Raw genomic sequence first — 21,984 nt, forward strand, 5'->3', positions numbered from 1 at the left:
GCGGGGGTTGGGGGGCGGGGGGGGGGGGCGGCCGCCGGCGGGGGGGGGGGGGGGGCGGGGGGCGGGGGGGGGGGGGGGGGGGCGGCCGCCCCGGGGCCCCCCCCCCCCCCCCGCCCACGTGTCTCCCCGCCCGCCCGCACGCCTCAGCCGGCTCCGCACCGGTGGCCCGGCCCTCGGCACTCCCGAATCCCTCACGGGCGCCCCTTCAAGGGCCCGTGAGGGACCTCCCGGAACACCGATACGGCTTTTTCCACAGGCTTCTGACACCGCGTCGACCTTGTGTGATGCTCTGCCCATGACTGAATCACGTGGCGACTGGCGGGACCGACTGCAGACCGACCGGCCGCATTCGGCGCGGGTGTGGAACTACCTGCTGGGCGGCAAGGACCACTACCCCGTCGACAGCGACACCGGGGACCTGATCCTCGGCGCCTTCCCCGAGATCGCCGCGATCGCCCGGCAGCAGCGCGCCTTCCTCAAACGGTCGGTCCGCTTCCTGGCCGAGGAAGCCGGTGTACGCCAGTTCCTGGACATCGGCACGGGGCTGCCCACGGCGGACAACACCCATGAGGTGGCGCAGCGCTTCGCCCCCGCGAGCCGGGTCGTCTACGTGGACAACGACCCCATCGTGCTGGCGCACGCCGAGGTGCTGATGCGCTCGACCCCCGAGGGCGCGTGCGCCTACCTGGACGCCGATGTGCGGGACACGGGACGCATCCTGGAGCAGGCGGCCCGGACCCTGGACCTCACCCGGCCGGTCGGCCTGGTCCTCCTGGGCATCATCGGGCAGCTCTCCGACGCCGAGGAGCCCGCCCGGGTGGTGCGGGAGCTGATCACCGCACTGCCCGCGGGCAGCTATGTGGCGCTCAGCGACGGCACCGACACCAGTGAGCCCCTGAAGAAGGCGATCGCCGCCTACAACGGCCAGTCCGCCAACTCCTACCACCTGCGGCCCGCACGGCAGATCGCATCCTTCCTGGACGGCCTGCGGCTGCTGGAGCCGGGTCTCGTCAAGACCGGGCACTGGCGCCCCGACCGCACGGCGGACGCGCCCGCCCCCGACGAGGGCTACGCCGTCTGCGCGGTGGGCGTAAAGGAATAACCCACCGCCGCGATTTCCCCTCCGGCCGGAACACCGGAACACACCCGCGGGGATGGTGCGAATGAACCCACATTCGTATCGCCGCACAACGGAACCGCCCTGGATCCACCTCGACAATTGATCCAGATCCGGAAGTGCGTTCGAGTTACCCTCTCCCTCGGACAAGGACTGGCTCGACACTGCACCCGGAAGCTGACAGGGGAGTTCCGTGAAGGTCGTCGAACGTACCGCTGCTGACAATGTCCTCAACGCCCTTTTCGATCAGGCGCGGAGAAGCAGCGGGCGGGCGGCGCTCGTCGTCGGCGCGCCGGGGATGGGGAAGACCAGGCTCCTCCAGGAGGTGCGTCGGCGCGCCGGGGAAGCGGGGGCGCTGGCGCTCTCCGCGGTGGCCTCGCGTGCGGAACGGGCCGTGCCGATGGGCGTGGTGCGGCAGCTGTTCGGCACCGCCCACCGGGTGCTGGGAGAACAGCGGGCCGCGCGGCTCGCCGAACTCATCGACGCGGCCGAGGGCTTCCGGCTGAGCGGCCCCTGGCCGGACCGAGTGGTGGTGCCGCGGGGCGCGGCCGAGGAGGCGCACGGGCTGATCGTGGGGCTGGCCGAGCGGGCGCCGCTGGTGCTGATCGTGGACGACGTGCACGACGCGGACCCGGCCTCGCTGCAGTGCCTGCTGTATCTGGTGCGGCGGGTGGCGCCGTGCCGGATGCTGCTGGTGCTGGGCGGCCGGACCGGGGGCCGGCACGCGATGTCGGAACTGTCCGCGGAGTTCGTGCGCAACCCGGCCTGCACGCTGATCCGGCTCTCCCCGCTCACCGGAACCGACCCCATACTCACGGCCGAACTGGGCGCGGCGACGAGCCGCGCCGCGGGGGACGCCTGGCTGCGGGAGTCCGGGGGCAGCCCGCTGCTGCTGCACGCGCTCGCCGCCGACCGCAGGGATCCCGGCCAGGAACTGCCGCGCCCGGGCGAGACGTTCCAACTCGCCGTGAAGTACCTGCTGGACCAGCTCACCGAACCCGAGCTGGGCACGGCCCAAGCGCTCGCCGTGCTGGGCTCCGAAGCCACACCGGGCCGCCTCGACCGGCTGACCACGCGCCCCCATGGTTCCGGTTCGGTCACCTGCACCGCGCTGGAGGGCCTCGGCCTGGTGACGAGGTACCGCTACAACAGCACCGCCGCGGCCGCGGCGGTGCTGGAACGGATGCCGCCCGGGAAGCGCGCGGCCGCCCACCGCCGCGCGGCCCGGGTGCTGCACGACGACGGCGCGTGCGCCTCCTCCGTGGCCCGGCATCTGCTGGCCGGCGGCCGGGACGACGGGCTCTGGGGCCAGGACGTGCTGCGCCGCGCCGCCGAACAGGCCCTGCGCGACGGCGACCCGCGCTGGGCGGTCTCCTGCCTGCGGGCCGCCGATGCCTACACCGGCGCCCCGGACCAGGCCGATGTGCGGGCCGAACTGCTCAGTGCCGAGTGGGAGCTGAACCCGGCCGTGGCCCACCGCTACCTGGACCCGCTGCTCGACCAGCACCGCCGCGGCCGGCTCACCCCGCGCAACTCCATCCGCTTGGTCGCCTACCTGATGTGGCACGGCCGTCCCACCGAGGCCGCGGAGATCCTCACCGACCTGGACCGGCGGGCCGAGGAGATCCCGGTGGGCCTGCGGATGCGGCTGGAGAGCACCCGTGCCTGGTTCGGCCACGTGTACCCGCTCGGCGGCATCCCCCCGCAGGAGCGTCCCACCCCCGGCGTCGCCGAGCGGCTGCTCACCGCGACCCTGCACGATCCCGCCCTCGCCCCCTCCATCTCGGCCATGGCCTTCGTGCTCCACCGCCGGCCCTACGGGGTCACCGAGGCGTACGAGGGCCAGTTGCTGCGGATGGCCCGCCGCTCGCGCACCGCGCGCGCCGTGCTCGCCGCGGCCGGGGCCGCCCTGGAAGCGCAGCACGGCAACCACGCGCTCGCGCGTTCCCGTGCCGACCAGGCGCTGTCCCTGATCTCCCCGGACGCCTGGGGCATCACCGTGGGCATCCCGCTCGCCGCCGCGCTGATCGGCTGCACCGGCGTGGGGGACTGGGCCGGTGCGGCCGAGTGTGCCCGGGTGCCGGTGCCCGAGATGATGTTCAGCACCCTGCCGGGGGCGCACTACCTCTACGCGCGGGGCGCTTACCACCTGGCGGAGGGCCGCCACCACGCCGCGCTCGGCGACCTGTTCGCCTGCCGGGACCTGCTCTCGCACTGGCCGCTCGACCTCTCGGGCCTGATCCCCTGGCGGGCCGCCGCGGCCGAGGCGAGCCGCGGGCTGGGCCGCGGCCAGGGCCTGGGTGAGCCGCCGGGCATGAAGAACCCGGCCAGGAGGACCGCCGGGACCATCACCCAGGCCGAGCGCAGGGTGGCACAGCTCGCCGTCGAGGGCTCCACGAACCGGGAGATCGCCACCCGGCTCTACCTGACCACGAGCACGGTCGAGCAGCATCTCACCCGGATCTACAGGAAGCTGGGGATCAAGGGCCGGGCGGACCTGTCGGTCGCCCTCGCCACGGAAGAGTAAAGAGATTCCCAAGACGCGGCAAAGTGCCCCACGATCGCTCTTCGGTGACGCACAGGGATTCCCTGACAGGGGCCGGATTATACGCGCGCCGCCTTGCGCAACGGCACCCCTAATGTCACGAGAACGCTCTGATGGGCGACGTTCTGACGTCACTTTAGGGGTGCGGAGCGTAGGGGTTGTTCCGCGCCACGGGGCCCCGGAAAGATGCCTCGCCGACCGCCATAACCGGCGGCCGGCAGAAACGGGGGATTCACAAGTGACGGTGCAGTTCCAGATATTGGGCCCACTGGAGGTCCGAGGAAGCATCCGCAGCATCACACCGCAGCCCGCGAAGATCCGTTCGCTGACCGCACTGCTCTGTGTCAAGGCCGGGGCAGTGGTGTCACGCGACTTCCTCTTCGACGCGCTGTGGGCCGGAAACCCACCGCGCACCGCGCGCACCGCGCTCCAGGTCTACGTCTCCAAGCTGCGCAAGCACCTGGACGAGCACGGCGGGTTCGCGGACCGCCTGGTGACCAGGCCGCACGGCTACGCGCTGGAGTTGGAGACGGTCGAGCTGGACCTGCGCCAGTTCGAGTCACTGGCGGGGCGGGCCAAGGCAGCGCAGGCCGCGGGCCACGCCGATGAGGCGCTGAGCTGCTGGCAGGCGGCGTGCGGGCTGTGGCGCGGTCCGGCGCTGGCCGACCTCAGGGGGCAATCGGTCTTCGACAACCTGGCCCGGCAACTGGACGAGAAGCGGATCGACGCGCTGGAGCAGCGGATCGCGCTGGAGCTGGACCTCGGCCGCAACAGCGGCGTCGTCAGCGAGCTCTACGGCCTCGTCGCCGAGTACCCGCTGTGGGAGAACGTGCACGCCCAGCTGATGCTCGCGCTCTACCGCAGCGGCCGGGTGGCCGAGGCGCTGCAGGTCTACCACAAGATCCGGGACGCGCTGGTGCGCGAACTCGGACTGGAGCCCGGTGAGCGGATCCAGCGGCTGCACCGCGCGGTCCTCGTCCGCGACCCCCAGCTCGACCCGCGCCCCCTGGCCGCCCGCGCCGCCTAGCAGACCGGAGTTCCGACGTTGTCCCAGCTCGTCGACAGACTGCACGACCCGGTCGTGCTCGCCCTGCCGCTCATCGCCCTCATCGTCGTGGTGGAGTTCGTCGCCATCCACCTCGACAAGGACGACACCGAGCGCTTCACCGCCGCCGACACCCGCGCCAACATCCTCACCGGGCTCGGCGCGCTGGTCATCTCCAGCGTGCTGCGCACCGCCGCACTGATCTTCTTCGCCTGGATCTACGAGTACGTGGCCCCCTGGAAGCTGCCGGCGACCGCTTGGTACACCTGGGTGGCGCTCTTCATCGGGGTGGATCTCACGATCTACGTCTACCACCGGATGACGCACCGGGTCCGGCTGCTGTGGGCGGGCCACCAGGTGCACCACTCCAGCGAGTACCTCAACGTCTCGGTCGCCTTCCGGCGCAAGTGGGCGCAGTGGTTCGAGAAGCTGATGTGGCTGCCGCTGCCGCTGCTCGGCGTCCCCCCGGTGCTGGTCTTCACCATGCACTCGATCCACCTGCTCTACGGTCTCTTCGCGCACACCGAGAAGATCGGCAAGCTGCCCCGGCCGATCGAGGCGGTCTTCGTCACCCCCTCACACCACCGGGTCCACCACGGCTCCGACCCGGAGTACCTGGACAAGAACTACGGCAGCATGCTGATCGTCTGGGACCGCCTGTTCGGCACCTTCCAGCCCGAGCTGCACCGTCCCACCTACGGCCTGACCAAGCAGATCAGCACGCACAGCCTGTGGCGGATCCAGGTGCACGAGTTCGTCGCCATGTTCCGCGACATCCGTGGCGCCGCGACCTGGCGCCAGAAGGCGGGTTACGTGTTCGGGCCGCCCGGCTGGCAGCCCGCGGCCGGCTCCGGACGCCCGAGCACCTCCCAGAAGCCGCTGAGCCACGCCAGCACGTCGCGCATGACGTAGTGGTCCGTGCCGGGGCGGAGCGCGGAGAGCTGGAAGGAGCGCCTGCCCTCGGTGGGCGGCCCCAGCACCCCGATCCGCTCCTCGGCCGTCCCGTCCACCCGGACGGGACGGCCGCGCGCGTCGAGGTCCAGCCCTCCGGGCGTGAAGCCGCCGTTGCGCCACAGCCGGACGGTGCCGTCGGCGAGCATCCGGCGGAACAGCGGGTTGGCGTCGAGCCGTGGGTCGAAGGGGTGCACCCGGCCCTCCACCAGGGTGTCGATCCCGTACACGGCTCCGGTGACGGGTCCATTGACCTCGAACCGCCGGCCCGTGGTGCGAACCCGCGCCCCGGGGCCCGCGCCCACGTCCAGCACGCCGTGCCGGATCAGCGCCTGGAGCCGGGCCATCACCTCGGGCGCGGCGCCGTTGCCGAGCCGGTTGTGCACCCGGACCCAGCGGTCCAGGAAGTCGCGGTGCGAGCCGGGGGTGAGGCCGCCGTCGTCCACCGCGTAGGAGATGACGTGCCGCAGGTCCCGCCAGACGCCGTCGGCCGCCGCCTTGTGCGGGTTGGTGACGTTGCCCTCCTCGGCCCGGCGCTGGTCGAGCTCCATGAAGTCCAGCACGGCCTTTCGGTAGGCCTCGGGCGTGTGCGCCCCGGCACTCGCCAGGGGGTCGACCGTGCGCGCGAAGTCGAAGCTCCCGCCTCCCGCGGCCTCGTACAGGTAGGCCATCTCCCGCTCGATCAGCGGCAGCACGTCCCGCTCGAAGTCCAGCCCCTCGGGGTGACGTTCGCGCAGCCGGTCGATCGCCTCGGTGGTGAGGTGGACGCCCTGGTGGGCGCGGTCGCCCTTCTCGTCGTCGGCGCGGCAGAAGGTGAAGAGGCCGGAGCCGCTGAAGGCGACGACGCGCCGTGGCTCGGCGCCGCTGGGCACGTAGCGCAGGCCGCCGGCCACGGGCTCGAAGCGGCCGCCGCGGCCCTCGGTCAGATGGAGGATCACGTCGATGGCCGTGAGGCCCGTGCCGGCGACGCCGACGGTGCCGGTCTCCTCCGGCAGCCGGTCCAGGGGGTAGGCGTAGGGGACGTAGTGGCAGCCGGTGGCCGCGGCGAACCGGGCGCGGGAGCGGGAGGGCTCGCCGCGTAGGGGGTCGTGGTGGGTGTGGCCGGTCACCAGCAGCGCCTGGTCGGCCTCGAAGCGGCGGCCGTCCGCGGTCTGCAGCAGCAGACGTCTGCCCGCCCGCAGCCGCACCACCTCGGCGTGGTGCAGCTCCAGCTCGGCCCTCGGGTGGGCGCGCAGGTCCGCCGCGTAGGAGTCGAACGCCTCACGCAGCGCCAGCCCGTGCACGTACCGTCGTGGCCAGTCCGCCGGCCCGAGGTCCAGGTCCGGTTCCCCGGTGCGGGCGTAGCGCTCGCGGCACCACTCGTGCAGCGTCCTGCGGGAGGTCCGCAACGGTCCGGCCCCGGTCGTCGTCTCGTCGGCCGCGAAGGAGACCTGGCTGCTGACGCGGTTCAGGAAGCTGGTCGCGGGCTGCGAGGGGCTGTGCGCCTGCCCCGCGCCGAACTCCCCCGACCGCTCGAACACCAGCACCTTCAGCCGCTGCCCGGGGCCGAGCCGGTCCAGCTGGGCGGACAGCCGCTCCAAGGCGTAGGTGGCCCGCGGTCCACCGCCCACGACGGCGAGCACATGGGTCACCGCGGCCGCCTCAGCAGCCGGGCCAGCGCGGCGAGGAAGGCGTCGATGTCGGCCTCCGTCATGGCGCCCATGGTGGAGAGCCGGAACCAGCCGGCGGCGAGCTGTTCCTGGGCCGCGTAGATGACGAACCCCTCGCGCTTGAGCCCGTCGTGCAGGCAGTCGTAGTCGAGGCCCGGGGGCAGCCGGACCGCGGTGAGCGAGGCCGCCCGCAGCCCGGACGGCAGCAGCAGCTCCAGACCCAGCTCCTCCAGTCCCCGGCGCAGCCGTCCGGCCAACCGCCGGTAGCGGGAACCGCGGGCGGCGACGCCCTCCTTCAGCGCGAGACCGAGGGCGGTGTCGAAGGCGTAGGCGACCGGGACGGAGGGAGTGAAGGCGGGGGCGCGGCCCCGCTCCTGCGCGAGGTAGTGGCGCCTCAGGTCGAGGTAGTAGGTCCGGGGGACGCCCTGGGCGAAGGACTCGTGGGCGGCACAGACGAAGGAGAGGCCCGGCATCCCCTCCAGGCACTTGTTGGCGGTGCCCACCAGCCAGTCGACGCCGTCCTCCCTCAGGTTCAGCTTCTCCGCCCCGACACTGCTGACGGCGTCGACGATCGTCGCGCGCCCGTGGGCGCGGGCGGCCGCGGCGACCGCCCGGACGTCATTGAGCATTCCGGTGCTGGTCTCGTGGTGCACCACGGCGACGTGGGTCAGCCGCTCGTCGGAGGCCAGCGCCCGCTCCACCGCGGCGGCGTCCACCGGGACGCCCCAGCCCAGCTCCAGGCGGACCGTGTGCAGCCGGTGCACCCGGGCGATCTCGTGCAGCCGCTCCCCGTAGTGCCCGTTGTCCACCACCAGCACTCCGCCCGAGGCCGGCACCGCCGAGGCGATCGCGGCCTCCAGCGCCGCGGTCCCCGAGCCGGTCAGCAACACGCTCGTGTGCTCGGGGCCGCCGCCGCAGATCTCCGTGACGCGGGACCGTATCCGGTCCATCAGCTCCGCGAACTCCGGCTCCCGGTGGCACTGGTCGGGGCCGCCCAGCGCGTCCCGCACCTCCTCGGCGGTGTTCACCGGCCCCGGGTTCATCAACACGTACCTCATACCCGCGCCGCCTTCCTGAACCGTTCGGCCGAAGCGGGCGGGGCCAGCGCGGGCCTGCCCAGGCCGGGGTCCGAGCCCGGCGCCACCCGCACGCGCAGCAGCGCGGGCCCGGCGTACGACAGCTGGCGCTCCAGCGCGGAGCGCAGCCCCTCGGCGCTGGAGACCTCGCGGGCCGCGCGGTAGCCGCAGGCGGCGGCGATCTCGGTGAAGTTGACCTGTCCGGAGCCGGTGGGCTGGCCCCCCGTGGACTCGTACGCCTCGTTGTCGATGAGCACGTGCAACAGATTGGTCGGGGCGAGCCTGCCGATCGCGGCCATCGCCTCCAGTCGCATCAGCGCGGCCCCGTCCCCGTCCAGCACCACGACCTGCCGGGAGCGGGCCTGGAGTGCGACGCCGAGGGCGACGGAGGAGGCGCAGCCCATGGACCCGACCACGTACAGGTTCTCCGGGCGGTCCCAGTCCGCCTCCAGTTCACGGGCGGTCTTACCGGTGGTGGCGACGATCAGTGAGGAGTCGCCGACCGCGCGGACCACCTCGGCGACGGCGTCCCGGCGCAGCATCGTCCCCCCGGGCCGGGGCCCGGGGGCCGCGGCCCGCCGGGCGAAGGTCCCCTTGGGCACCACGAAGGCGAACGGCAGGCCGGTCTCCTCCATGTGCCGTCCGGCGGCCCTCAGCCGCTGCGCGAGACGGTCCCCGGACAGCACCTCGTTGCGGATCTCCATCGAGGTGAGCAGCGACGGCGTGATCCGTCCCATCACCTCGTGCTGCGGTTCGTCCGGACGCCCCGGCTCACCGCGCCAGGTGACCAGGAGCAGCACCGGGACGCGCAGGGTGTGGCAGAGCGAGGTGAGCGGGTTGACCGCGTTGCCGAGCCCGGAGTTCTGGAGGAGCACCACGGGCCGCCGCCCGGCCAGCTGTGCCCCGGCTGCGATGGCGACCGCCTCGCCCTCGTTGGCCGCGATCAGGTACTCGCCGGGAAACTCCTCCTGGAGGCAGGAGATCACCGGCCCCAGGTAGGAGCACGGTACGCCGGTGAAGGGCCCGTACCCCTCGGCGCGCAGCAGCCGCACCGCCTCCGACGGGTCGAGCGGCGCGGGCGAGGCGACGGTCGTGCCGTCACTCCCCTGACGTACGGTCATGCCGTCACGCCCCTGACGTAGCGGTGCTCGTCCGCCTTCAGTTCGTCCATGCCCTGCAGATCGAAGACGGTGCGCAGCGGTGCGATCCGCTCCTCGACGCCGGTGGAGCGGCCCTCCTTGAGGATGGTCTCGAAGGTCTCGGCCATGGCGGTGATCCCGGCCCGCAGCCCGTGGTTGGCGTAGACGACGAGTTTGGCCCCGGCCGCGCCCAGCTCCTCCGCCGTGGCGGTGTGGTAGGTGGTGGGCACGACCACCACGGGGAGGCCCGCCTTCCACCGCCCCAGGAACTCCAGCACCGGTCCGGGCGACTCGCCCTTGGCGTGGATGAGCACGGCGTCGGCGCCCGCCTCCGCGTAGGCCGCGCACCGTGCGAGCGCCTCGTCCATCGACCGGCCGGCGATCAGCGTCTCGGTGCGCGCGATCACCATCAGGTCCGTGCCGCGCTGCGCCGCCTTGGCGGCCTCGATCTTCCCGCAGAACTCCTCCGTGGACACCAGCTGCTGGCGGCCCGCGACGAAGCTGTTGACCTTGGGGAACATCTTGTCCTCGATGCTGACCGCAGCGATCCCGGCCCGCTCGTAGCGCCGCACGGTGTGCATCACGTTCAGCGCGTTGCCGTACCCGGCGTCGCAGTCCGCCACCACCGGCACCCCGACCGCGGCGGCCATCGAGGAGGCCACCTGGAGCAGTTCCGACATGGTGAGCAGGTCGGTGTCCGGCAGACCCTGGGACGCGGAGATCTCCAGCCCGCTGGACCAGATCCCGTCGAACCCGGCACGCTCGGCGAGCCGGGCGCCGAGCGGGTTGTGGGCGCCCGCGATGCGGATCACCCCCGGGCGGTTGAAGAGCTCGCGCAGAGTCATGACTCCGCTCCTTGTCGGTGTGCTGTGCGGGAAGTGGTGCGGGACTGAGAGTGTTCGCGACCGCGTCCCCGGGTCCTCAGCGGGCGAGGACCAGGGAGACGTTGTGGCCGCCGAAGCCGAAGGAGGTGGACAGGGCCGCGCCCCGGCCGACCGGGCGCGGCCGGCCCGTCACCAGGTCGAGGTCGGCGCCCGGGTCCGGGTCGTCCAGGTTGCGGATCGGCGCCACCACGCCGTCCCGCAGCGCCAGCAGCGCGGCGACCGCCTCCACAGCGCCGGAGGCGCCGAGCAGGTGCCCGGTGCAGGACTTGACGGCGGTGACCGGCGGGCGCTCGCCGCCCAGCGCCCTGTTGAGGGCGCGAGCCTCGGCGAGGTCCCCGGCGGGCGTGGCGGTGCCGTGGCTGCTGACGTGGCCGATGTCGGCGGGGGTCAGCCCGGCCGCGCGCAGCGCGAGCCCGATGCTGCGGGCCGCTTGGGCGCCTTCGGGGTCGGGTGCGATGAGGTGGTGCGCGTCGGAGGTGATCCCCGCGCCGAGGACGCGTCCGAGCACCTCGGCCCCGCGCGCGGCGGCGTGCTCGGGTCGCTCCAGTACCAGCACCGCGGCGCCCTCGCCGAGCACGAAGCCGTCCCGGGCGGTGTCGAAGGGGCGGCTGGCCGAGGCCGGTTCGTCCACGCGGCGGGAGAGCGCGCGCAGCTGCGCGAACCCGGCCAGTGTCATCGGGTGGACGCAGGACTCGGCTCCGCCGGCGATCACCACGTCGGCCTGCCCGGTCTCCAGCAGCTCCAGGGCGAACGCCACCGCCTCGGCGCCGGAGGCGCAGGCGCTGGCGGTGGTGCGCGCGCCGCCGTGCACGCCGAGGTGCAGTGCCACGGAGGCGGCGGACGCGTTGGGCATCAGCGCGGACATCAGGTACGGGCTGACCCGGCGCGGCCCGTGCTCCTCCACCAGCAGGGTCTGCCCGGGCAGCGCGGCGATGCCGCCGACGGCGGTGCCGAGCACCACGGCGACCCTGGCCGGGTCGGTGACGTCCTGGGCCTTGGCCTGCTCCCAGGCCTCGCGGGCGGCGATCAGGGCCAGGTGCTGCACGCGCTCCACGGTGCGCGCGGCGGTCCGCTCCAGCCGGCCCTCGACGTTCTCGCGGGCGACGGTGGCGGCGAGCCGGGTCGGCAACGCGTCGAACTCACCGCCCTCCAGCAGTCCCACTCCGGAGGTCGCGGCGAGCAGACCGCGGTGCAGGCTCTCGGCGTCCGGTCCCAACGGGGTGAGGGCGCCGAGCCCGGTGACGACGGCGGTCACGAGGCCGGGGTCCGGGCGGCGGCGAAGTGGTCCAGTACGTCGTCCACGGTGCGCAGCCGGTTCACCACCTCGTCCGGCATGGCGACGCCGAGCCTGCTCTCGCAGGCCACCATCAGCTCGATCCGGGCGACCGAGTCGATGCAGAGGTCGTCCACCAGCTCCGCGTCGGGGCGGATCTCGTCCTCCTCGAGGCCGGTGATCTCCGCGACGATCACGGCGATCCTCCGCAGGTCCTCCTCGCGTGCGGTGTCGCTCATGCGTGGCTCCCTTCCTTCAGGGCCTGACCCTTGACGGCGAAGCGCGGCACGGACTCCTGGCCGCTGAGCGCCCCGATCTGCTGCATGATCCGGTCGGTGTAGCGACGGCGGGTGAGGCTGAGGTGCTCCTTGCCCGCGTAGTCGGCGGGCGAGAGCGGCGCCCCGAAGTGGACCTCGAAGCGGACGGGGCGCAGCAGCAGCTTCCCCGGGCTCTGCACCCGCTCGGTGCCGATCAGTCCGCACGGCACCACGGGCGCGCCGGTCTCCAGCGAGAGCCAGGCGGCTCCCGTGTGACCGCGGTAGAGGCGGCCGTCGGGGGAGCGGGTGCCCTCCGGGTGGATGCCCACCCCGGCACCGCGCTCCAGCACCTCCTGGCTCGCCGTCAGGGCCGCGACGCCGCCGCGGCCGCCGTCGCGGCGGACCGGGATCATGCCGACCTTCTCGAAGAACAGCCCGCTGAGCCGACCGCGCAGCCCGCCCCGCCCGAGCCGCTCGGCCTTGCCCACGAAGTACACCGGGCGGGGCACCAGCAGGCTGAGGAAAATGTGGTCGCAGAAGGAGAGATGGTTGGCGGCGAGCACGAAGGGCCCGCCGCGCGGAATGTTCTCGACTCCGGTGACCTTGGGGCGGAAGACGCCCACGGTCACCGCCGCCAGAATTCTGCGCACCGCCTCACGACCGGCCACTGCTCCCCCTCCAGATCGCCCACTTGCTTCGGCACCGGTGCAGTGTGCCGAATTACCGATGGCGCGGACAAGGCGGGCCGCCGCGTATTCACCAGGGCTTTTTCCCGGGCTTTAGCAACGAATATGGAACGACGAGCCGTCCGCCCGTCGATGTCCGCTCCGGACATCGACGCCGACCTGGCGCCGCCGCCCCCATGAGCGGAGCCGCCCGACCTCGTCGTCCCCGCGCCCGCCGCGGGAGCAGCCGTGAGTGAGAGGCGGGGGACGGTCGGTGACGACGACCGGCAGCCCCCGTCGGAAACCGAAAGCATCCCCGCCGAGATTCCGGGACAGTCGTGCACCAAAAACCGGGGACAGCCGTCCACATGAAATCGGGAACGGCAACCGCGTCGAGCACCCGGCACGACCCGGAGCCGGAACGGAAAACTCCCCGGCCGAGCCCGGTGCGGGGCCCCGGCGGCACACTCTCCTACCCTTCCGTCGATTTAGCTCTGCTTTAGCGGGGCATTTGCCCGCGAACCTAAGGTGCCCGCCATGACCCGCCTCGTCGATCTCACCGCTGACGCCGCCGAGTTCATCACCGACCCCTATCCGCTCTACGCGAAACTCCGCGAGCGCGGCCCGGTGCACCGGGTGCTGGCGGAGGAGGGCGAGCAATGGCTCGTCGTCGGTTACGAGGCGGCCAAGGACGCGCTCACCGACCCGAGGTTCCGCAAGAACCGGCCCCGCCCGAGCGCGTCGCACGGCGGCGTCTCACCGATAGACGCCAACCTGCTGGAGACCGACCCCCCGGACCACACCCGGCTGCGGAAGCTGGTCACCCGGGAGTTCACCGGCCGGCGCATCGCCGCACTGGAGCCGCGGGTCCAGGAGCTGACGGACGAACTGGTGGACGCGCTGACCGCGAAGCCGGAACGCCGCGCCGATCTGGTGGACGCGCTCGCCTTCCCGCTGCCGATGACCGTCATCTGCGAACTGCTCGGCGTCCCCGAGCTGGACCGGGACACCTTCCGCGGCTGGTCCAACGACTTCGTCGCGCCCGAGAGCCCGGACTCGAGGGCGAACGCGGTCCGCGCCCTCGAGGCCTATCTGACCCGGCTCATCGACGACAAGGCCCGCACTCCCGGCGAGGACCTGATGAGCGCGCTGATCAGAACCCGCGACGAGGAGGGCGACCGGCTCTCGCGGGACGAGCTGATCGCGATGGCCTTCCTGCTCCTGGTCGCCGGGCAGGAGACCACCGCGAACCTCATCTCCGGCGGGCTGCTCTGCCTGCTCCAGCACTCCGACCAGCTCGCCGACCTGCGCGCCGACATGAGTCTGCTGGACGGCGCGGTGGAGGAGATGCTGCGTTACGAGGGCCCGGTGGAGAACTCCACCTTCCGCTACACCGACGCCGACACCCGCTTCCGCGGCACCGTCATCCCGGCCGGCTCCACGGTGCGGGTGGTGTTCGCCGCCGCCGACCGGGACCCGGCGAAGTTCGCCGCCCCCGACACCTTCGACATCCGCCGCGCCCCGCAGTCCCACCTGGCCTTCGGGCACGGGGTGCACTACTGCCTGGGCGCGCCGCTGGGCCGGCTGGAGGCGAAGGTCGCCATCCGCACGCTGCTGGAGCGCTGCCCCGGACTGGCGCTGGACACCGAGCCGGGAGCGCTGCGGTGGCGGCCCGGACTGCTCATCCGGGGTGTGCGCAGGCTGCCGGCCCGGTGGTGATCACCGCAGGCGCAGCCGCTTGAGCGTGCGCATCGCCCGCACCATGAACTCCTCGTAGCGTTCGCCCTCGACCCTCAGCGGGCCGAGGGTGAACGGGGCCATGGGCAGCACCCGCTGCTCGGCGACGGTCTGGGTCTCGGTGAAGCGGCGGATGCCCTCGGCGCCGTGCCGGGCGCCGACCCCGGAGGCGCCGCGGCCGCCCATGGGCGCGTCCACGCTGCCGAAGGCGGAGCCATAGGCCTCGTTGACGTTGACCTGGCCGGTGCGCAGCCGGGCCGCGAGGGCACGGGCGCGGGCGGGGCTGCGGGTCCAGAGGGAGACGTTGAGGCCGTAGTCGGTGTCGTTGACGAGGTCGGCGGGGTCGCCGGTGAAACGGTGCACGGCGACCACCGGTCCGAAGGTCTCCTCGGCGTGCAACCGCATCCGCGGGGTGACGTCCGCCAGCACGGTCGGCTCGTAGTACAGCTGTTCACGGGGGTGGCCGCCGGTGAGCACGGTGGCTCCCAGGGAGACCGCGTCCCGGACGTGCTCGTCGACCCGTGCGAGGTGCTCGGCGGAGATCAACGGGCCGATGTCGACGCCCGGGACCAGTGCGGAGGTCCGGGCGACGAAGGCCTCCAGGAAGCGGTCCGCGATGTCGGCGTGCGCGTAGATCCGCTCCGTCGACATGCACAGCTGCCCCGCGGAGGCGAAACAACCGCGGACCGCGCCGTCCACCGCGCGGTCCAGGTCCGCGTCGTCGAGCACCACGAGCGCGTTCTTCCCGCCCAGCTCCAGCGAGCAGCCGACCAGGCGCTCCCCGGCGCGGCGGCCGACCTCGCGCCCGGTGCGGGTGGAGCCGGTGAAGCAGACATGGTCGGCGTGGTCCACCACGGCCCGGCCCACCGTGGGCCCGTCGCCGGTCACCAGCTGCCAGGCCTGGGCCGGCAGCCCCGCCTCGACCATCCGCTCCCGCACCCACCGGGTGGTCCCCACGGTGCGGCTGTCCGGCTTGGTGACCAGCGCGTTGCCCGCGGCGAGCGCCGGGAGGGCGTCGCTGACGGCGAGCGCCAGGGGGTAGTTCCAGGGGACGATCTGGCCGACGACACCGACCGGGTGGCGCAGTTCCGTGGTACGGGTGAGTACCGGTATCGCGCCGCGGCGCCTGCGCGGGCGCAGCTGGTGCGGGGCGCGACGGCCGTAGTACCGGGCCACCACCGAGGCGGCGAGCACCTCCTCCACCGCGTGCGGGCGCACCTTCCCGGTCTCCTCGCGCACCAGCGCCACGATCTCCTCCCGGCGGCTCAGCAGCAGGTCGTGGAAGCGGAGCAGCACCGCCGCGCGGCGCCGTACGGGAACGCGGGCCCACCCCGGCTGTGCGGCGCGGGCTCGGTCGAATGCCTCGGCAACGTCCATACACGGTGACGCTAGCGCCCGAACGCGCCGCCGCCCTGATCGCTTCAGCAGAGCTTTAGCAGGGGTTTTGCCGCCGCTCCTAGCATCGCCAGCGGCGCACGTCGGCACTTGTCTGGAGGGCTCGAGTGAGCATCGCTGTCATCGGCATGGCGGGCCGCTTCCCGCAAGCTCCGGACCTGAACGCCTTCTGGGAACTGCTCGCTCACGGCCGCGACGCCATCGGCCCCGTCCCCGCCGACCGCTGGGACCCGGACGAGGTGACCGACCCGGTGAAGGACATCCAGGCGGTCGGCGGCTTCCTGGAGGGCGTCGACCTCTTCGACGCCGGCTTCTTCGGCATCTCCCCGCGCGAGGCAGAGGTCCTCGACCCGCAGCAGCGGCTGCTCCTGGAGGCCGTGTGGCGGGCCCTGGAGGACGCGGACACCCCGGCCGCCGCCCTGCGCGGCACCCGCACCGGGGTCTACGTCGGCGGCCTCTGGCACGACCACGAACTGCTGCGCAAGGACCGCGGCGCCCCGCCCACCCAGCACTCCATCGTCGGCAACTCGCTCGACATCCTCTCCTCCCGCATCTCCTACACCCTCGGACTCACGGGACCCAGCCTCACCGTCGAGTCCAGCTGCTCCTCCTCGCTGGTCGCGCTCCACCAGGCCTGCCAGGCGATCCGCTCGGGCGAGGTGGACACGGCGCTGGTCGGCGGCTGCAACCTGATGCTCACCCCCGAAGTGACCGTCGGACTCGCCCACTTCGGCGGACTCTCCCCCACCGGCCGGTGCCACGCCTTCGGGGCCGGCGCCGACGGCTTCGTCCGCGGGGAGGGGGTGGCCGTCGTCTATCTGAAGGCCGCGGAGCGCGCGGTCCGCGACGGCGACCGGATCCGGGCCGTGGTGTGCGCCAGCGCCGTCAACAACGACGGCGGCGGGGAGAGCCTGGTCACGCCCCACCCGGCCGCCCAGGTGGACCTGTTGCGCCGGGTCTACGGGCCCGGCGGAATCGACCCCGCCTCGGTGGCCTACGTGGAGGCGCACGGCACCGGCACCGTCCGCGGCGATTTCGCCGAGGCGTCGGCGCTGGGCGAGGTGCTGGGGACCGCCCGGGGCGGGGAACCGCTGCGGATCGGCTCGGTGAAGACCAACATCGGCCACCTGGAGCCCGCCGCGGGACTCGCCGGGCTGTTCAAGGCGGTCCTCGCGCTGGAGCACGGGAGCGTGCCGCCGAGTCTGCACGCCGAGGAGCTAAGTCCGCGGATCGACTTCGACGCCCTGAACCTGGAGGTCGTGCGGCAGCCGCTGCCCCTGCCGCCCGGGGCCCGGATCGGCGTCAACTCCTTCGGCTGGGGCGGCACCAACGCGCACGCCGTGGTGGAACCGCCCCCGCCGCCGGCTTCCGTCCAGGAAGGCGCCGCCGCCGACGGGCCGTTCGTGCTGCCGCTGAGCGGTCACACCCCGCGGGCGCTGGAGGAGCGCACCGCCTCCGTGCGGGCCCTGCTGGCCGCCGGCGCCGACCCGCGCGCGGTGGCCCGCTCCCTGGCCCACCACCGCGACCACTTCCCCGAGCGCCGCGCCTTGGTCGGTCCCTCGCTGCGGGAGGCCGCCGTCGGCCGGGCCCGCGAGACGGGCAAGGTCGCCTTCGTCTTTCCCGGCCAGGGCGCCCAGTGGGCGGGCATGGGCGCCGGCCTCTACGGAGCCGACCCCGCCTTCACCGCCGCCCTGGACCGCTGTGCCGAGGCCCTGAGGGCCCACGTGTCCTGGGACGTGAGGGACCTCGTGACGGGCCGCGCACCGCTTGCGGGCGTGGAGCGGGTGCAGCCGGCCCTGTGGGCCATGTCCGTCTCGCTCGCCGCCGCCTGGGAGCGGGCCGGGGTCCGGCCCGACGTCGTCGTCGGGCACAGCCAGGGCGAGATCGCCGCCGCCACCGTCGCCGGTGCGCTGACCGTCGCGGACGGCGCCCTCGCCGTGGCCCGGCGCAGCGCGCTGCTGCGGAAGGTCGCCGGGCACGGCCGGATGCTCGCCGTGGACCTGGACACCGACGGGGTGCGCAAGGCCCTCGAAGGGTTCGAGGGCCTGGTGGAGCTGGCGGTGGAGAACGGCCCCCGCTCCTGTGTGCTGGCCGGCGAGGCCGACCCGGTGCTGCTGCTGAAGGAGATCCTGGAGACGGACGACGTCTTCTGCCGCCTGGTGGACGTCGACTACGGCTCGCACAGCCCGCAGATGGACCCCATCCTGGGCGAGATACGCTCCGTCCTCGCCCCGCTCACCCCTCGTACGGGCCACATCCCCCTCCTGTCCACCGTGGACCTGAGGGTGAAGGAGGGCGGCGAGCTGGACGCCGCCCACTGGGCCGCCAACCTCCGCGGCCGGGTCCGCTTCGCCGAGGCGGTGCGCCTCCTGCTGGACGACCGGGTGACCCACCTCGTCGAGATCAGCCCGCACCCCGGCCTCGGCACCGCACTGCGCCAGCTCGGTGAGGAGCGCCCCGAGCCCCCCGCGGTGCTGGGCACGCTGCGCCGCGACGAGGGTTCCGCCGCCGACCTGGTCGCCGCCTTCGGCACGGCCTACGTCTCAGGCCTGCCCGCCTACGGCCCGCCGGACCGGCAGCGCCCCGGGGCGGCGGTGCCCCCGTACCCCTTGCAGCGCGAGCGCTACGCCGTCGCCGCGGGCCGGACCACGAGCCGCGGCCGGCTGGAGCTGACCCTGCGCCCCGCCACCGCGAACGGTCTCTGGGAGGACTTCACCGAGCCCTCGCTGGCCGACCACCCGTGGCTGGGCGACCACCGGCTGCACGACGTCGCGGTCTTTCCCGGCGGCGGCCAGCTGGCGCTGCTCCAGCACGCCCTGCGCGACCGGGCGGACGGACCGCTCGTGTTCCGGGACGTGCGCCTCACCGAGGCGCTGCCCCTGTCCGGCGACCCGGTGCGCCTCGGGGTGACCTGGCGGCCGGGCGCGGGCCCGAACGGCATGGCCCAGGTGGCCTCCGCCCAGGACACCGGCTGGACGGTCCACTGTCGTGCCCTCGCGTCGTGGGGCGCACCGATCGAACCGCCCGTCTTCCCGGCCCGCCTGGCGGCCGACGGCGCGCCGCTCACCGCCGAGGACTTCTACCGCCGCTGCGCCGCCCGCGGCCTCCCCTACGGCCCCGCCTTCCGGACCGTGACCGGCGGCAGCCGTGCCGGCGACGAGGCGCTGGTCGTCGTCGCCCTGCCCGGCGGCAGCCGGTCCGGGCGGCTCGCCGACGCCGTGCACCCCGTGCTGTGGGACGGCGTGCTGCAGGCCGCGCTCGCGGTGACCGACGGTCCGTGCCTGCCGGTCGCCGTGCGCGCCGCGACGCTGCCCGCCGAGACACCCGAACGGCTGCTGGTGCACGCCCGGCGGACCGGGCACGGTGTGGACCTCGCCGTGTTCGCCGAGGACCGCACGCCGCTCGGGCGGCTGGACGGAGTGGCGCTGGCCGGCCTGCCGGAGACCGCCGAGGAGACGGACGGGACGGACCGGCTGGTGTTCCGCACGGTCTGGGAGCCCGGGGAGCGCGCGGACGGCGAGCCCGGGGCCGTGCACTGGACCGGTGACACGGCACGGCTGCCCGGGCCGGAGCCGGACGGCGTAGAGCTCGCCCGGGCCGACGTGGTCGCCTTCGTCGCGCCGGCCGACTCCCGTGAGGGCCTGGCCCGGCTGGCCGAACTGGTGCGGCGGACCCTCGCCGAGAACCCTTCCGCGCGGCTGGCGGTCCTCGCCGAGGAGGCGGGCCCGTACGAGGGCTTCGTCGCCGTGGCGCAGTCCGAGCACCCGCAGCTGGTCGCGCGGCTGATCACCGGGGCGTTTACGGAGCTCACGGCCGGCGAGCTGGGCGCGACGGAGGACCGGGTGGAGCTGCGCGACGGGCGGCGGCTGGTGGGGCGCCGGGTGCGCGGGGGCGGCCCCGCCCTGCCGCCCGCCATCCGCAGCGGCGGCGAGCGGCCCTACCGGCTCGCGGTCGGCCGGCCCGGCAGCCTGGAGACCCTGGCGGCGCGGCCGCTGGAGACGGCGCCGCCGGCGGCCGGACGGGTCACCGTCCGCACGACGGCCGCGGCGCTCAACTTCATCGACGTGATGAAGGCCCTCGGCGTCTACCCGGACACCACCGCGGACCGCACCGTCCTCGGCCTGGAGTGCGCGGGCACGGTGACCGCCGTGGGCGAGGGCGTGACCGGCGTGGCCCCCGGGGACCGGGTGGTCGCCTGCGGGTTCGGGGCGCTCGGCTCCGAGATGACGGCGGACGCGCGGCACGTCGTGCCGGTGCCCCGGGGGCTGTCCGGCGCTCAGGCGGCGGCCCTGCCGATGGTGCTGGTCACCGCCTGGTACGCGCTGATCGACGTGGCCCGGACCGGTCCGGGCGAGACGGTGCTGGTGCACTCGGCCACCGGCGGGCTCGGCCTGGCCGCGCTCCAGGTCGCGCGGATGGCGGGGGCCGAGGTGATCGCCACCGCCGGCACCGAGGAGAAGCGGGCGCACCTGCGCAGCCTCGGCGTGCGGCACGTCTTCGACTCGCGCGGCCTGCGGTGGGCCGAGCAGGTGCGCGAGGCGACCGGTGGGCGCGGCGTGGACGTGGTCCTCAACTCGCTCTCCGGTGCGGCCCTCACGCTCGGCCTGGAGGCGCTGGCCGAGGACGGCCGGTTCGTCGAGGTCGGCAAGCGCGACATCCACGGCGAGACCTCGATCGGGCTCGGCGCCTTCCGCAAGGCGGTCACCGTCTCCGCGGTGGACATCGCCGGACTGCTGCGCCGCCGCCCGGAACGGTTCGCCACCGTGCTGGAGACCGTGTGGGGGCTGCTGGAGGCGGGCGAGTTCACCCCGCTGCCCGTGCGGGAGTTCCCCTTCGCGGACGCCGAGCGGGCCTTTCGCACCATGTCCCGCGGCGAGCACATCGGCAAGCTGGTGCTCACCCCGTCACCCGTGGACGTCGTCCCCGAACCGCTGCCCGGCGGCCGGTTCCGCCCCGGCGGCACCTACCTGATCACCGGCGGGCTCGGCGCCCTCGGCCTCTCCCTCGCCGAGCACCTCGCCGACCGCGGCGCGGGCGCCGTGGCACTGCTCGGCCGCGGCGAACCGAAGGACCCGGAGCGCGTCGAGGCCCTCCGGCGCCGCGGCGCCCGGGTCATGGTGTGGTCCGCCGACGTCGCCGACCCGGCCCGCGTGCGGGAGGTGCTGGAGGAGATCCGTACACAGCTCCCGCCGCTGCGCGGCGTCTTCCACGCCGCCGGCGTGCTCGCCGACGCCACCCTCGCCAACGTCGACGCCGCCCTGCTCGACCGGGCGCTGCGTCCCAAGGCCGACGGCGCCCGTGTCCTGCACGAGCTCACCGCGGCCGACGGACTGGACCTCTTCGTCCTCTTCTCCTCCGCCGCCGCCTACGTCGGCACCGCGGGACAGGCCGCCTACGCCGCCGCGAACTCCGCCCTGGACTCCCTCGCCCGCTCGCGCCGCGCCGCCGGGCTGCCCGCCCTCAGCGTCCAGTGGGGCCCCGTCTCGGGCGCGGGCCTCGCCGCCGCCGGCGCGGACCGCCTCGCCGCGCGCGGCCTGGGCGCCGTCACCCCCGAGGAGTGCTGGCGCGCTCTGGACCGCTTCCTCGCCGACGACGAGGACGTGGTCGGCTGTCTCGCGCTCGACCCCGGACGGTGGCTGGAGACCTACCCGGCCGCCGCCGCCCTCCCGAGCTGGCGGCTCCTCGCCGCCGACGGTCCGGACGCCTCACCCACCGGTGGCCCCGGCGGCCTCTCCCCCGCGAGGATCGCCGCCCTCGTCCGCGACGAGGCCGCGCAGGTCCTCCGTCTCGCCCCTGACCGGCTCGCCCCCGACGCACCGCTGCGCTCCCTCGGCATGGACTCGCTGATGTCCCTGGAGCTGCGCAACCGGCTGGAGGCGGCGCTCGGGCTGCGGCTGAGCCCGACGCTGCTGTGGAAACACGGCACGCTGGCGAGACTGGTCCCCGCCCTGACGGAACTGACCGGCGCCGACACCTGACCCCGGCAGCCCGCGCGGGACTTCGGGCCCACGCCGGGCCGAGCGCCGCGGCGCGGGATCCTCGGCCTCACCCCCGGCGCCGCCCGTACGCGTCGCCCGCCGAAGCGGCCGGGGAGCCCGGGACGCGAGCCCGTCAGGGCTGGAGACACGCGCTGGACGGGCGCCCGGTGCGGACGCCTGGCCGCGGGGCACGCCGGACGGCGTGCCCCGCGGCGCACGCGCGGGTCCGGGGCGGCCCCGGAGCCCGCGGCATGGTGCGGGGCCCCGCCTCGG

The 21,984-nt window shown here is 74.2% G+C and carries 14 protein-coding genes; 6 read left to right on the forward strand and 8 right to left on the reverse strand.

Annotated elements, in window-relative coordinates:
- The first annotated feature begins 295 nt into the window (after window positions 1-295).
- The 4 genes from ACH5A8_RS11120 to ACH5A8_RS11135 all read left to right on the forward strand — a co-directional run bounded on the left by ACH5A8_RS11120 (window position 296) and on the right by ACH5A8_RS11135 (window position 5,619).
- On the forward strand, window positions 296-1,102 hold the full coding sequence (locus ACH5A8_RS11120; protein WP_399000375.1) for an SAM-dependent methyltransferase: 807 nt from the start codon (window positions 296-298) through the stop codon (window positions 1,100-1,102).
- Window positions 1,103-1,310: 208 nt separating this feature from the next.
- A complete protein-coding gene (locus ACH5A8_RS11125; RefSeq protein ID WP_399000377.1) occupies window positions 1,311-3,644 on the forward strand; it encodes an AAA family ATPase in 2,334 nt (777 codons plus the stop codon).
- 256 nt (window positions 3,645-3,900) lie between these two features.
- Entirely contained in the window at window positions 3,901-4,689 is a 789-nt protein-coding gene (locus tag ACH5A8_RS11130) for a BTAD domain-containing putative transcriptional regulator (protein WP_399000379.1), read from the forward strand.
- 18 nt (window positions 4,690-4,707) lie between these two features.
- Window positions 4,708-5,619 carry a sterol desaturase family protein gene (locus tag ACH5A8_RS11135; protein ID WP_399000381.1) on the forward strand — a complete coding sequence of 304 codons (912 nt, stop codon included), beginning with the start codon at window positions 4,708-4,710 and terminating at the stop codon, window positions 5,617-5,619.
- Here ACH5A8_RS11135 and ACH5A8_RS11140 read toward each other — a convergent pair.
- From ACH5A8_RS11140 to ACH5A8_RS11170, 7 genes are all read right to left on the reverse strand, one after another.
- Window positions 5,517-7,289, reverse strand: a complete 1,773-nt coding sequence (locus tag ACH5A8_RS11140; RefSeq protein ID WP_399000383.1) for an FAD/NAD(P)-binding protein — start codon at window positions 7,287-7,289, stop codon at window positions 5,517-5,519. The two genes, ACH5A8_RS11135 and ACH5A8_RS11140, sit on opposite strands and share 103 nt — an antisense overlap.
- Window positions 7,286-8,365, reverse strand: a complete 1,080-nt coding sequence (locus ACH5A8_RS11145) for a 2-aminoethylphosphonate aminotransferase (RefSeq protein WP_399000385.1) — start codon at window positions 8,363-8,365, stop codon at window positions 7,286-7,288. The genes ACH5A8_RS11140 and ACH5A8_RS11145 overlap by 4 nt, the downstream gene beginning before the upstream one ends.
- Entirely contained in the window at window positions 8,362-9,504 is a 1,143-nt protein-coding gene (aepY, locus tag ACH5A8_RS11150) for a phosphonopyruvate decarboxylase (protein WP_399000387.1), read from the reverse strand. Before aepY ends, ACH5A8_RS11145 begins: the two co-directional genes overlap by 4 nt.
- Complete coding sequence (locus tag ACH5A8_RS11155) at window positions 9,501-10,367, reverse strand: isocitrate lyase/phosphoenolpyruvate mutase family protein (protein WP_399000390.1); 867 nt, start codon at window positions 10,365-10,367, stop codon at window positions 9,501-9,503. The genes aepY and ACH5A8_RS11155 overlap by 4 nt, the downstream gene beginning before the upstream one ends.
- Window positions 10,368-10,443: 76 nt before the next feature.
- Window positions 10,444-11,661, reverse strand: coding sequence for a beta-ketoacyl-[acyl-carrier-protein] synthase family protein (locus ACH5A8_RS11160; RefSeq protein WP_399000392.1), 1,218 nt, complete (start codon window positions 11,659-11,661; stop codon window positions 10,444-10,446).
- Entirely contained in the window at window positions 11,658-11,918 is a 261-nt protein-coding gene (locus tag ACH5A8_RS11165; protein ID WP_399000394.1) for an acyl carrier protein, read from the reverse strand. Before ACH5A8_RS11165 ends, ACH5A8_RS11160 begins: the two co-directional genes overlap by 4 nt.
- A complete protein-coding gene (locus ACH5A8_RS11170; protein ID WP_399000396.1) occupies window positions 11,915-12,604 on the reverse strand; it encodes a lysophospholipid acyltransferase family protein in 690 nt (229 codons plus the stop codon). Before ACH5A8_RS11170 ends, ACH5A8_RS11165 begins: the two co-directional genes overlap by 4 nt.
- A 534-nt stretch (window positions 12,605-13,138) precedes the next feature.
- On the opposite strand from ACH5A8_RS11170, the gene ACH5A8_RS11175 reads away from it, so the two are divergent.
- Window positions 13,139-14,320 (forward strand): cytochrome P450, encoded by a 1,182-nt coding sequence (locus ACH5A8_RS11175; protein ID WP_399000399.1) that lies wholly within the window; start codon window positions 13,139-13,141, stop codon window positions 14,318-14,320.
- Here the strand turns inward: ACH5A8_RS11175 and ACH5A8_RS11180 are convergent, their stop codons facing one another.
- The gene (locus tag ACH5A8_RS11180; protein ID WP_399000401.1) at window positions 14,321-15,823 is read right to left on the reverse strand and encodes a succinic semialdehyde dehydrogenase; all 1,503 of its coding nucleotides are present in this window, start codon (window positions 15,821-15,823) and stop codon (window positions 14,321-14,323) included. It lies immediately after the preceding gene.
- A gap of 17 nt (window positions 15,824-15,840) precedes the next feature.
- Between ACH5A8_RS11180 and ACH5A8_RS11185 the strand changes: the two genes are divergently transcribed.
- Window positions 15,841-21,711, forward strand: a complete 5,871-nt coding sequence (locus tag ACH5A8_RS11185; protein ID WP_399000404.1) for an SDR family NAD(P)-dependent oxidoreductase — start codon at window positions 15,841-15,843, stop codon at window positions 21,709-21,711.
- Window positions 21,712-21,984: the final 273 nt, after the last annotated feature.

Origin of the sequence: Streptomyces sp. NPDC018610, assembly GCF_044391765.1 — a bacterium.
Lineage (GTDB): Bacteria > Actinomycetota > Actinomycetes > Streptomycetales > Streptomycetaceae > Streptomyces.